A 12,486-nucleotide genomic window follows, 5' to 3' on the forward strand; every position below is an offset into this window, starting at 1 on the left:
GGAGTTCCATTGAAGTCTGCGAAGGAACGCATGGACATCATTTCCGCTTACCGCGAAGTCGGGTCGTATCGAGGAGCCGCCGAACTCGTCGGCACCACCCACAAGACCGTCAAACGCACCATCGACAAATTTGAAGCCGACCAGGCCGGCAACACACCACCGCCGCGGGCCGAGCGTGAACGCAACTACGCCGCCGTTACCGACCTGGTAGCCGAACGGGTCGACAAATCTCAGGGCCGAATCTCCGCGAAACGAATCCTTCCGATCGCCCGCAAGGCCGGCTATGCAGGATCGGACCGCAACTTCCGCCGCCTGGTCGCCGAGGAGAAGAAACGGTGGCGCACCGACCATCACCGCGGCCGACGGCCCGCGGTATGGGCACCGGGTGACTACCTGATCATCGACTGGGCCACTGTCGGCGGACTGCACCTGTTCTGCGCCGTCATGGCCTACTCGCGGTGGCGTTTTGCTGCATTCGCCACGGACGAGAAAGCAACCACCACAATGGCATTGATCGCCGAAGCACTTGCCGCTGTCGGTGGTGTCCCGCGCAAGGTCCTCGCCGACCGCATGGCATGCCTCAAAGGTGGGGTCGTCGCGAACGTCGTCATCCCCACCCCGGACTACGTCCGGTTCGCTGCTCATTACGGGTTCGCACCGGACTTCTGCCACGCGAACGACCCACAATCGAAAGGCGTCGTGGAGAACCTCGTCGGATACGCCCAACGCGATCTCGCTGTCCCGTTGCTCACCGAATCAGCCATCGCCGACACCACCGTCGATGTCCACGCAGCCAACGCCGCCGCCAGGGTGTGGTGCACGGAAGTCAACGCCAGGGTGCATTCGGAAATATGCGCGATCCCGAACGACAAACTCGACGAAGAGCGAGAGTTGTTGTCACCGTTGCCATCGCTCCGACTGGAGATCGGTCCACCGCCGGTGACCCGCAAAGTCGATCGCTTGTCCTGCGTGCGGTTCGCGTCCGCGCGTTACTCCGTGCCGGTGCGGTTGATCGGCGCGACCGTCACCCTCGTCCAGACCGAGGGGCGGTTGGTGGTTGTCGAGCCGGCCACCGGTGAGGTCGTCGCCGAACACGACCTGGGCCAGCCGGGGACCGCGTCGGTCCTCGACGAGCATTACGGCGGTGCCCGCCCCGCACCCCATCGTGGTCCCAGGCCGAGAACAACTGTCGAGCAACAGTTCTGCGCACTCGGACCCGAAGCAGAAGCATTCCTCGTCGGAGCCGCCGCGATCGGCAACACCAGGCTCGGATCCGAGCTCGAGATCCTGCTGGCACTCGGCGCAGCACATGGCACCGAACTGTTGGTGGCGGCGTTGACCCGAGCGGTGGCGTTCCGTCGATTCCGGGCCGCGGACGTCCGATCGATTCTCGCTGCCGGTGCCGGAGCGCCACAGCCCAGGCCGGCCGGGGACGCGTTGATTCTGGACCTGCCGACCGCACCGACGCGCTCCCTCGATGCCTACGCCATCCGGACCCCTGCCGCCGATACGCAGGTGCCGTCATGACCGACACCACCACTGCACACTCTCCGAAGGCTGCTGCGCCCCAGCATGTTCCCGAACTCGCTGCTGATCTCGACGCCGGACTACGTCGCCTGAAACTGGCTGCAATCCGCCGGACCGCACCGGAGGTGTTGATCACTGCGAAGACGCAACGCTGGACCCCGGAAGAAGTGCTGCGGACGCTCATCGAGTCCGAACTCGCCGCACGTGATGCCTCCAACATCGTCCACCGGCTCAAAGCTGCCGCGTTCCCGGTGACCAAAACGTTGGAGTCCTTTGACGTCGCAGCGTCATCGATCCAGCCGAAGGTGTTCGACTACCTCTCCAGCCTGGAATGGGTTCGGGCACAGTCGAACCTGGCGATGATCGGACCTGCCGGGACAGGCAAGTCGCATACCTTGATCGGACTCGGTGTCGCCGCCGTCCACGCTGGACACAAGGTCCGCTACTTCACCGCCGCCGATCTCGTCGAAACCCTCTATCGCGGATTGGCAGACAATACCGTCGGCAAAATCATCGAATCACTGCTGCGGGTCGACCTGATCATCATCGACGAAATGGGCTTCGCCCCGCTCGACGACACCGGCACGCAATTGCTGTTCCGTCTCGTCGCCGGTGCCTACGAACGCCGCTCGTTGGCGATCGGATCGCACTGGCCGTTCGAGCAATGGGGCCGGTTCCTGCCCGAGCACACCACCGCCGCCTCGATCCTCGACCGATTGCTCCACCACGCCACCATCGTCGTCACCGACGGCGAGTCCTATCGCATGAAAGACGCACAACACCGTAAGGACCGCCCCTGAAAAACCGGAAACATCAACACGGGGTGGGGACTTTCACCTGGCCACCAGCGGGGACTTCAACTTGGCCATTGACAGGTCGATCAACACCAGAAATATCGAGGAAGGTTTGAGGCCGAACTGGCATCCCCCCAGTGCACATCAGACGCCAGCGTGCGAGGATTTCGACGAATAGCTGCGGCCCGCGATGTTCGCACACTCCCTCGAAGACTTGAAGTTCGCTGTAAGTCAAGATTCCAGGCGATGTTACGAACCTGCCGAGCTCCCCGAGGACGGAGTGTGACCGCAGCTTGAGGTCAACATCAGAGAGCACATTCGGCGGAATACCTCCGTTCGGCACAACGACCATGGGTACGAATACCGTCTGCTCGTCGAAGGTGCGGCCCTCCCAGCCATGCTGAGCAAGCAGCTCGATTGTTGACCTCAGCTGTAGAAACTTCCTCCTGACGAATGTGTCTTCGAGATCCGCGGTGTAGTCCTCGGCATCAGCAAAGCCCTGCGCTGCTTTCTCGTCCAGCCAGTGATTGGTGGCGTCGACCAAGAGGCAGTACTTGCCGGAAGCCAGTACCCAGTCGCAGACGGACGGCTTGTCGCCCCTCTGTTTCCATGCTTGCTGCATCTCCCGCTCGGTAATCAGTTTGATCGTCGGCCGAGCTCTTCGAGTCGCTCGACGAAGAAGGTATCCGATGGTGTCTTCAAAGACATAGTTCGAGGCCAGGCTGAACTGCTCGCCACGCGGATCCTTCTCGGTGCCGAAAGCAAAGAAGGTTTGCCAGTACAGCTGCGAGCCACAAAGGCGATCAAGCACCCAAACAGGTCGCAAAGCAACATACTCATCATCCCCAAACCGGATAAGGGGCCGCTCGGCGAACGTATAGCGGCGGTGCGCAAGCAACCCCTTCTTACGCTCGGCCTTGAGCCGTTTTCGATACTCCTGCACAGTGAGAGAAGCCGCAGTTTTCATCAAGGTGACAGCCTGCGAATCAGCCCACTGGGCAAAATCAATGGCGTTGAGCGTCACGGCACCAGTCTTGGTTCGTGTCCAAAGCTGGAGTCCGAGTTTAATGAATTCGGTCAGCGAAACCCCAGTGGCCTGTTCGAATGCCTCGATAGCGGTGTCGCCGATCAGGTCGTGCGGGGCCAACTCTGGCCACTTCTTGAACCAGGTATCGTAGGCGTCGCCAAGTAGGACATCTGGCACTGTGGTGGCGTTCGCTTGCATCCGGGCTAGATCTGAAAGCATTTGCCGCTGAGCCTCGTCGCGAACCATGTCATCGTCGACTGCCATCGCCGCGTTGTATCGCTCCAGGTCGTCCTGCGTGGGAGGCCAAGTCCGAAAGAAGTCGGGGAGGTCTTGGCGTTCCTGATCGCCGTTGATCGACAGCATCAACAGCACGAAGTCGTCGATTCCGAAGATAGGGATTGTATTGCCGGTTCCCGTGGTTGCAGCGTCGGTGATGGAGCACCATTCAATGGCCTCACGAATTAGTTGAGTTACTGCGGCAGGTGGTAACAGTACGTTTCCCTTACTCACAGATTCGATGACCTTGGACGAGAACTCCCCGGTCAGCATGCTGACGAGGGTTTTTTCCCAGGCATTAGTCCGCGAGTTTAGGGCAGCGTCATCAAGCTGCGCGAACATCCTGCTGACAAATTCGAGGGTGCTCTGTAGTGCATAGCCGCCGAGCAAGGTTCTGCGCCCGTTCTCGTCGAGATGGTCGACGTCGATACTGGTCGAAGTTATGGATTGTGGGCCTAAATCCATCTTGGTCGTTTTCAGAAAAGCTTCGTAATCTCGGTCAGAGCTGAACCACGCTGGCCTCTCCGGCGGGGGCCCGCCCGGTGCACTGGTGCCGCCTCCAAAGGAATTACTCAATCTCGATCCAAAGACCATTTCGACCACCCCTAGCTGAAGTCCGCTCTAAACGGCCTCCGCTCCAAACGGACGCCCCAGCGGCGGCCGCGCCGTCACGCTACCGCCGCGCTACGACAAAAGGGCAGAAGACGTACCAGCAGATGTTCGTGGTCAAGAAGAAGGTGACGTTTCCGACCACGCCACACATCCCAGTGCTGTCGTCAGGATGTCTTGCCGGTGCGGTAGCTGTCGTATTCGACCTGATCGGTGGCTGTCGGCCAAGGACAGCGCAGTTTGTCCCGGCCTTGAGCAGGGCGAGAAAGAGGTTTCCGCATTCGTCACACCGGAACGCTGCTGGCCTGATGCTCGTCGACAACTCTCACGCGCCAAAGGCATCGCACAAGTCATCATGTAGGGACGACCGAGAGCGGCGACGGTCTGCGGTTGAGGATTCTCTGGATTTGGATCATGAATGCAGAGTCGTTGCCACTTAGGTGGCATGCTATCGAGCTGGGTGAGCGGCGAAGTCCGTCCGGGCTGAGCGATTAGACCTATGGCGGAGGTGGACCTGTGATCGTGGACAACGGGCAGTGGTGGATGCCATCCGATAGCGACCACACCGGCGCTGGCGATCTCACGACCGTTCACGACGGTTCTTTGCGCTTAAAGCTCGGTTGCCGTGTCGTCCCTAAGACCGATAGCAACCACATAACTGTGTGGGGTGTAACCGACGACGCCACGCCAGTAACTCTACTGGGCTGTCTGGTCCTGTCCGCTGAGGAGTCGACCCAGGAGGTGTACGTGCATGCTGCGCTAATTGGCGCTCACATCGCTTCCGGCGACGATCAGATCTTTCGTCGGGTGTCAGTAAGCCTGTCCAACCTGACCGACTGGGCAACCCGCGGACACGATCGACCGCCGCTGCCCGATCACATTAACAACCCCCAGTGTCCTGGTGAGCAGCTCAGCTTGCGTCGAGTGGGTAGCGAGGTCCAGCTGGTTATTGAGTCCGATGAACCCCGTAGGTGGATGGATTTCGACACCACTATCCGGGCGTTCGAAGACCTCCTTACATTGGCGGGCAGTGCAGACTGCCGGGTCGAGTCCGCTGTCCTATCCACCAGCGAAGGCATACGTGTCCAGTTACGGATGAAGGCTGAGCACGTGATCGAGCGTCGTTGGCATCCGGTATTCGTGCTCGGCACTGTCCCGGACCGGTTCATTTCCGACTGGCTCACGCTGCGCGCGCAGTTGGGGATGTCGGGTTCGGTGCTTTTCAGCGTCGACTACGGTGGCCCCGGGTACTTTCAGAACAAGCTGTTTAACGTTGCATCTGCTGCCGAGGGTATCCATCAAATTCTGTGTCCGACTACAACCGGCATCTCTGACCAGGAACACCACGAACTCAAGGCCTACATCAAAGCCTTGCCCGAGGGCCCGGTGCGGAGATGGGCACTCTCAGCAACTCAACGCAACCAGCCGGGCTTCGCGGCGCGAATGCGCGAGCTAGCCTCGATCCCCGACAGCGAGGCCGTTGCTACAGTACTCCATAACAAGGCCATGTGGGTTACCTGGATGGTCAATGCGCGCAACGCGATTGGGCATTCATCATGGGACGGTATGGAGAAAATCCCACGTGAGGTCAGACCTGCGTTGACCTACGTAACGAAAACTCTGCTGCACCTGGTGATGCTGGAAAGGCTCGGGCTCTCCCCTGAGCAGCAGCGCAACGCGGCCCCGGCGACCTACTACAATTTGCGGCAACGCTATGAGGACTACTTTGACTCAGCACCAGTGAACTAAGCTGCACGACCGAGCGTAGTCACTCTTTCGAATCGACGCGACGCTCGTTTTTCTCGCCGAGCCGTGGGTGTGGGAGGACGGCACGCCCGATTTTATGGATCTACAAACGTAAATTCGCAGCCGCCGGCGTGGACGCCTCCGGCGAAATGTCGATGATAGTGCCCCGTGGGGCACTATCTCTGGCCGTGCTACTCGTCTGCATTGCGCGCCATCGGCGGTGTTACGCAGTGTGCGTGTCGGTTACGCGTGACAACTCGCATCAGTTACGCACGACTGCAAACGGTTTCAGAAACTCTGTCCTTTGCATTGGCGTGTTGCTGACGCTAGCCCTCGTGTACAGACGAAAGTTTGAGCGTCTCGAAGAAGTGGAGAGCGCATGAACGTGGTCCTCTGTCCCGGAGGGCTATGACGATTTCGTCGAACAGCTCTAGCTCTGGCCCGTATCGACTAAAACAGGCAGTCCGCGGCTTGAAGCGCGGTAGTCCGTTTATACAGGGGGCGCAGGCCACGAGTTGGTAGGCATCACCGGTCATGTCGACTGCGACCGGCCGATCCGAGAACTCGGTCGAGCATCGTTTCGTCGACGCCGTCTATTCTTGGCGCTCGAAGCTACGTTCCATTGTTCCGGCGGAACAACGTAAGTGCGCGACAGCACACGGCTTAGAAGGGTAAGTTGCTTTATGGCAAACCATGGTGGGTCAGGTTCCGCCACGCTTGAACACCGGACTGTATCCACAGGCTTGAGGGCGCCCCGCGTCGCGATAGTCATCCCCGGTGGCCCAGATTGGCACTTTTGGGCACGAACAGCCATGCACACGGCATGTGTGACATGGGGTGGTCGTGGATTCATCCTCGTGCCGACCGAAGAGGATGTCGTCAGCCCCGTCATGGTGGCAGCGGTAGTAGCGTACGACCCTGACTACGTCGTCACCTTAGGGGTGACGTACCAAACTCTCGAGCGATTGCAACCGGGCCACATCCGCGAGACCCTCGAAAAATCTGGGATAGCCAGTGAAGATTTTGATCGTCTCGGCGCTGAGCTTGCCGAACGAGTTGTGATGTTCGAGAATCTCGAAACTGCGAGAAAGCTCCTCGTCGACCAAGTCGGTTCGTACCGCCTCATCACACCTGCTACTGGTGGGCGGACACCAACTGAGGAGATCACTCACGAGCGCGTGCGGACCATTCACGAATCCTCTGACCGAGGCCCGCTGATCGGACTCCGCTCAGTGCTAGCAACATCGGACCCGTCTGTGTTCGGAGTATCCGAGCACCTCGACGGAACGCTCGGCGTCGCGGCGACCGCACGCATCGGCCTGGTGAACGCGCCCTCACAGCCTGGCTGTGAACTGAATGGCGACGAAAAGTCGGATGTAGTCAGGTGGCTCGTGAGAACTCCCGGGTCGTATCCCATCGCTCCGCCGGCGCGCATCCTCGACACGTCCCGCACCTTGGGTGCCACGAACGGACCCAGCGCATGGGACATGTCAGTGACCGAGTTAGTAAATGTGTCAGCCGGTGACACAATACGAAACAACGGACTTCTGGTCGTGGGCGATAGCCCCGAGGACTTCTGTCTTGCTATGGCATGGGACCGAACTTACGGAGCGGGTCTCTGGATCGCAGAAGAGTGGTGGGCAGGTGGCGTTAGTGACACGTCGGCGACTCTTTTGGAAGGTCTGCACGATCTCCTCAAACTGGATCGCCGCACGGATTTGCAAGACTGGATTGTCACCTCGGTGTCGCTCGACGAAGAGCGTGTCGCGGACTTTCGTGATGCGGTCGTCACCAGCGCTTCACAGTTCAGTTCGAGTAGCGACAAGGGTCTTTCTCATGCTGATCTATCGGTTTGTGGTTTGGATGTCGACCTGATTTTCCCAAATTCAGGCAAGTATCACTTTGCGGTCGTGGACCAATATAGCAAGAGCACGACTATGCCCGTGCTGGTTGATTCTCAAGGGTCGGTAACACTCGCTGCAGCACCCAACCCGCCTCTGTTGTTGAATAATAGGCTGGCCGAAATTCGCGAGTTTTCTTGGCACGTGGATATCGATATCGCGGCGACTCTGAATCCGTCGTGCAGGTATACGCCTGCTGAATCCCTGCTCAGTCGCGACGAGCCGTCACTTCATACGTGGATTCGGACGGGCCGCCGGGGGCTGTCATACGAAGCCCCGTCGTACGGATTCGTTCCAGCAGGGGCAGCACCGGAGGATCGGTTGAGTCGGCCAAAAGTCCGAAAGCCTAGCTTATTCGCCTGGGCCGAGTCTAAAGCTGCAGGAAATGGATATACTGTCTCGTCGTCCGGTGCCGGTTTGCACGGTGAACTGCTCTCGACGATGCTCGGGTCACGCGAAGGCATCGTAGACACGATGAGTGGACAGATGAGGGCCACGCTACGCTCGTTTATCGCGGACGCGAAGAACGCGCGAAAAGAGTTTTCAGACGGAGGCGGTTGCATCGTCCGAGATAGTGTGTTCCTTACGTTCAGGGAGATGACGCGACGCTTCCCAGGTGAAACTGAAGAACTACGAGAAATACTTGACGAACACTTGTCGAAGGGATTACTGAGACGAGGGCTAGTTCTCGGCTGTGCGTTATGCAATCACGTGGTGTTCCAGCCAGTTGACAAACTTGCAAGTATAAACGAGTGTCCCAGGTGTGGTAACAGAAATGCGCTGCAGCAACCGCGTTGGCGCATACCGCATGATGAGCCGGAGTGGTTTTACGACCTGCATCCCACAGCCGTGCTCCTTATGCGACAAAACGGTGATATCCCAATGCTACTCTCCAAACATCTTCGATCCCGAACATCGCGCCAGTTCGCCTACGTGGACACTTCTGAGTTTGAGTTGAAAAAAGCTGGTAAATCCATTGCGGAGCTCGATCTATTGGCTTTGTCTGAAGGTGATGTATTTGTCGCCGAAGTCAAAATATCAAACGACATTGATTCGAAGTCAAATCGCCTCAGGACAGCACGTAAGAAGGTCTTACTTGCTGAAATCTTTGATGCGAGCCAGATTATTTTGGCCACAACTCAACGCCGCTGGGGTGAGGCGTCGGTGGCAGCGATGAACACTGCGCTCAGAGAGCTGAATCAGCGTAGATACCGTAATGTCCAGCTAAGACTCATCACAGGACTGGGTACGGAGCACGTAGAGGACCAATTTTATAGAGATTGTGCTATTTGAGCTCTAAATACTAACTTGCCTAACCAGTGCAGGACACGCGGAGTCACTAACTCGGTCGATGGCGTAGTCGCTCGTATCGTGCATACCTCGTCGGGCGTGTCGATTCGGTAGGCTGGCATTAGTCGTTAATGCGGTGGGAGCGCGGCGTCCGCAGCCCGATCACAGGAACTTAGTCGCTGCGCCCGTGATTGCGCCGGCTGAAGCCGATGGACTGGGTGTGTAAGCTTTAAGATGCGTTGGTGCCGTTCCGATTCGATGTGCACGCACTGTTCTTCGCGGACGAAGCGGTTTCGGTGGAAGCGAAATTGCGCCGACTCTTTGCGGCCCGGCTAGTGAATCAGGTCAATCAACGACGCGAGTTGTTCTCTGCGACTCCGTCCGAGGTGCTTGAGGCTTTGCGTCGCGATGTCGGTGAAGTCATTTCGTTCACCGAAGCGCCGGAAGCCGAGGAGTGCTTGGTGAGTATCGGGAGGAGATCAGCGTGTTTATGAATTGCCAGGGAAGCCACGGCTTTCCTATCGTTCGAATTCGAAGGAGAAGAGCGGGAGGTTGCCGATGATGGCTCCCAGAACGACGGCTAACAGCGTTCAGACCAGGGTGCAGATTACGAGGCTCGTGCTGTAGTTGGCGGAACAGAAGAGGCGATGGTGGTGGCTGTCGGTGTCACAGGATCCGCTGCCACTCTCCTTGGTAGCTCGACCGTTTGTCCGTCGCATTCCACAGCGGTCCGTGTTCGTTTGGCGCGGTCCGAGGCGCTCGCAGTGTGCAGAGTTCGGTATCACGAGGGTGTCACAAGTGGGTACATTCGTCCCTGGACTGTGTTGGTCGAAGATGAACGAAAAGCGTTGCAATACAATGAAAAAGGCGTCCATGTGGGTCCGCCTGAATCCACTTCTAGGGACTTAAAATCCGCACAGTGTCGGTTCGAGTCCGACTGGGGGCACCATATTCTCCCTGCTCGCAGCGCTATGTCGCTTCGGCGAGCTAACCCGAACCACTGACCGCGAATTGCTTTGCAGTCCAACGCAACGCGAATGGCAGACCGGTCATGGCACCGATGAAGTGGTCGCCTGCCACGGGCTCGTAGTGCACGTCGGCACCCTTGCTGCGCCACTGCTCGATCAGGGTAGTCACGCCGGCCTCGGGGATGAAGCGATCGCCGATCCACTTGCTCGCGGAACCGTGGAAGAACGCGACCGGCGCCGACGGCGCGTCTGCGCCCGGACGGTTCGCGGCGATCACCCGCCGCGCGATGTCGGAGTCGAACGGGTCGGGCTCGGACGCCAAGTCCTCGATTCGCATGCGTACCAAACCACCCAAGGCCAGGGGGAGCACGGACATGTCCTTCACCCACGAGGCCAACAGCAGCCCCTTCGGGCCGAACAACTCCACCATCTCGGGGTGCTCACGCGCGAGACCCATGCTCGCCGCACCCAGCAGGCCGGCCGCGACGGTGCCGTTCATGGTGTCCAGCAGCATCGAGAAGTCGGTGGGCGTTCCACCGGCGACGGCGCCCACCAACCTCACGTCCGGCGCGTACCTCGGCTGCAGTTGCGCCGTCCACGTGGTGGCGATCGCGCCGCCGCTGTAGCCGTAGGCCACAACGGGGCTGTCGGCGAGCTCCGGGGCGACGACCGTCATCCCGCGTAGCGAGTCCAGGACGGCATGCCCGGCCATCGTGCCTTCGGAGTACGACATCCGCGGGCCTTGGTGATCGGCGACGAGGACGGCGTATCCGCGGGCGAGCCAGAGCGGCATCACCGGCGGGAGGTCGGCACCGACGCCGTGCACGAGCCGGTACGACGGCGTGCTCTTGGCTCCGAGGGAATCGATGGCCACGTTGTGGGCAACGACGGGCCGCGGTCCGCGCCCGGTCCACGGCCGCTTCGGAATCAGCAGCGAGGCGGTGACGCCGGCGGGCAGACCTCGCGCGTCGGTAGATCGCACCATGAACTGATGCAGGGCGGTTCGCGGCCGGGGCACCAGACCGCGGGTCGTGCGCTGCCGAATCACCGCACCGGGTGCGAGGTCCTCGATGCCGGGAGGGGTGAGGAAGAAGGCGTCGTTGCCGATCGGGGTTGGAAGGATCGCGGCGTGGGGATCGTCCGGAGGCTCCAGGGGCAGTCGTTTGGTCAATACGCGATCGAGCACACCGAACAGAGTCATGATCCCCCGACATTCTTCTTTAGCCGTACCGATCCCCGCGGTCACCGTACAGTGCGAGGCGGTCGGTGAACGCAAAATGGAGAAGTCCCCGCGGCCCTTGGCTCCCTCGAAATCTGCACAGTGTCGTTTCGAGACCGACTGGGAGCACGGGAGTTCGTATGAATCCAGCGTTGTGAACGAGAACGGCGGGTTCCCGCCCTCTCTATCGCTGCTTCGGATACAGCTGGCGGTGACCAGACAACAGGTGTCAGTGCAGGGCGCTCAGTAGCACGGCATCGAGTTCCCCGGCGGGCAGCATCGGCAACATGTGGTGGCTGCAGCCGGGCAGGACAACGGTATGTGCGTTCGGGAGAACCTTCCCGACTGCGTCGGCAGCACGAGAACTGTTGTGCACCTTGCTCTCGCCGGCAAAGACGACGGTGACGTCCGCGGAGAGCGTCGCCCATCGATCTCCCTTGGGGCGCCGTGGGACCACTGGTTTCGCCGACGGGAAGTCGGTGCCTCGCTCGGTGAGATCGAGCCAGTCGGTGTCGACCGGCGCGTTCTGCGTTTCCCACCGGATCAGAGAACGCATACGTTCGCGAGTCGGTCGCACCAGAAGTGGCACCGCGTGCAGAAGGTACGCCAGGCGCATGCCGGCGAAACACGAAGGGGGATCCAGCAGGACGAGTGCGCCGACGCGCTCCGGTCGGTGCAGCGCGTACGCGAGCGCCACCGTTGCCCCGTACCCATGTCCGACCACCGAAGTTCGCGGGGCATCGAGCGTTTCGAGAACGTGATCGAGCCAGGACATCAGGTCATCGACCGTGCGGATCGGTGTCTCACCGACCACGCTTCGTCCGGGATCACCCATCGGGTCGATTGCGAAGACCCGGTTCTCTCGGGCCAGGGCCGCGATGTTGGCGAACCAGACGGTCGAGGTTGCTCCGCCACCGGGCAGCAGCACCACCGGAGGTCCGTCGACGGGTCCGGAGGCGTTGACTCGGGTTGTGCCGTAGTCGGATTCGACGTCGATGGCGTCGATGGGCGGCGGCCATTTCGCCAGAACACGGTCGTAAGCCGAAAAGAATCCCTCGGCTGCGGGGCTATCACTGAACCGACTCACTGAACCTCCCAAATACCTCGACGATCAAGATATTAGATCATC

Annotated in this window: 8 protein-coding genes; 5 read left to right on the forward strand and 3 right to left on the reverse strand. The window is 60.0% G+C overall.

Annotated elements, in window-relative coordinates; translation table 11 throughout:
• The first annotated feature begins 9 nt into the window (after window positions 1-9).
• The gene (gene istA / locus R3P93_RS06590; protein WP_317532658.1) at window positions 10-1,527 is read left to right on the forward strand and encodes an IS21 family transposase; all 1,518 of its coding nucleotides are present in this window, start codon (window positions 10-12) and stop codon (window positions 1,525-1,527) included.
• The gene (istB, locus tag R3P93_RS06595; protein ID WP_317532659.1) at window positions 1,524-2,327 is read left to right on the forward strand and encodes an IS21-like element helper ATPase IstB; all 804 of its coding nucleotides are present in this window, start codon (window positions 1,524-1,526) and stop codon (window positions 2,325-2,327) included. The genes istA and istB overlap by 4 nt, the downstream gene beginning before the upstream one ends.
• A gap of 13 nt (window positions 2,328-2,340) precedes the next feature.
• Here the strand turns inward: istB and R3P93_RS06600 are convergent, their stop codons facing one another.
• Window positions 2,341-4,218: a hypothetical protein gene (locus tag R3P93_RS06600; RefSeq protein ID WP_317532660.1), complete on the reverse strand. Its 1,878-nt coding sequence runs from the start codon at window positions 4,216-4,218 to the stop codon at window positions 2,341-2,343.
• Window positions 4,219-4,749: 531 nt separating this feature from the next.
• Here R3P93_RS06600 and R3P93_RS06605 point away from each other — a divergent pair.
• The 3 genes from R3P93_RS06605 (at window position 4,750) to R3P93_RS06615 (ending at window position 9,664) form a co-directional block, all read left to right on the forward strand.
• Window positions 4,750-5,982, forward strand: a complete 1,233-nt coding sequence (locus R3P93_RS06605; protein WP_149405189.1) for an ApeA N-terminal domain 1-containing protein — start codon at window positions 4,750-4,752, stop codon at window positions 5,980-5,982.
• An 854-nt stretch (window positions 5,983-6,836) separates the two neighbouring features.
• Entirely contained in the window at window positions 6,837-9,173 is a 2,337-nt protein-coding gene (locus R3P93_RS06610) for a hypothetical protein (RefSeq protein ID WP_149405190.1), read from the forward strand.
• 239 nt (window positions 9,174-9,412) lie between these two features.
• Window positions 9,413-9,664 carry a GIY-YIG nuclease family protein gene (locus R3P93_RS06615; RefSeq protein ID WP_283347120.1) on the forward strand — a complete coding sequence of 84 codons (252 nt, stop codon included), beginning with the start codon at window positions 9,413-9,415 and terminating at the stop codon, window positions 9,662-9,664.
• A gap of 493 nt (window positions 9,665-10,157) precedes the next feature.
• Here R3P93_RS06615 and R3P93_RS06620 read toward each other — a convergent pair whose 3' ends face one another.
• Together R3P93_RS06620 and R3P93_RS06625 are read right to left on the reverse strand one after the other, a co-directional pair.
• Window positions 10,158-11,339 (reverse strand): lipase family protein, encoded by a 1,182-nt coding sequence (locus tag R3P93_RS06620; protein ID WP_149405191.1) that lies wholly within the window; start codon window positions 11,337-11,339, stop codon window positions 10,158-10,160.
• 247 nt (window positions 11,340-11,586) lie between these two features.
• Window positions 11,587-12,444, reverse strand: coding sequence for an alpha/beta fold hydrolase (locus R3P93_RS06625; protein WP_262498264.1), 858 nt, complete (start codon window positions 12,442-12,444; stop codon window positions 11,587-11,589).
• Window positions 12,445-12,486 lie beyond the last annotated feature (42 nt).

Origin of the sequence: Rhodococcus cerastii (assembly GCF_033042195.1) — a bacterium.
Taxonomy (GTDB): Bacteria; Actinomycetota; Actinomycetes; order Mycobacteriales; family Mycobacteriaceae; genus Rhodococcoides.